This window comes from Curtobacterium sp. MMLR14_002, assembly GCF_001864975.1.
GTDB lineage: Bacteria > Actinomycetota > Actinomycetes > Actinomycetales > Microbacteriaceae > Curtobacterium > Curtobacterium flaccumfaciens.
The window spans coordinates 1-459 of sequence record NZ_MJGT01000097.1; the positions used below are offsets into that span (position 1 = coordinate 1).

At 58.0% G+C, this 459-nt stretch carries 1 protein-coding gene; it reads right to left on the minus strand.

Annotated features, from left to right (window positions below):
- A partial coding sequence (locus BIU91_RS16140; protein WP_139196874.1) for a hypothetical protein occupies nucleotides 1-396 on the minus strand: 396 nt, incomplete at its 3' end.
- Between the last annotated feature and the right edge of the window lie 63 nt (nucleotides 397-459).

Genomic DNA, 459 nt, shown 5'->3' on the forward strand with positions numbered 1-459 from the left:
TTTGAAATCGGTCGTCTCGTTCCAGCCAGCGGAATAGTCTAGTTGGAGGTCTCCGACGCGCTTTCCCTTTGAGAGCTTGTCGAGCACAGCGGCAGTCGAACGGTTCACCGCGTAGACCATCCGAGCTTGCCGCATCGGCACCGACTCGTCTTCGAGTACCGCGTGCCAAGAAGCGAGCGTTTCGTCGATTACCGTGACGATCCTGGACTTGTGCGGCCGGAGGTCCCACTTGCCTTCACGGTCCTTCAAGCCCGGCTCCTCGCCTTCCCCAGTATGGCGGAGCGATCCGATCACGGTCTGAGGGTGGTAGAGGTTCGTCGCTTGCGAGAAGTTGACTTCGCCGCAGGTTGAGTACACGTGTACACCATAGGTAACGAGATTGTGGATCTCGAACAACCGTAGTTCATTGACGAATTGCCAATGACGCCGCAAGCGGGGATACGTAGCTGCTCGCAGAGG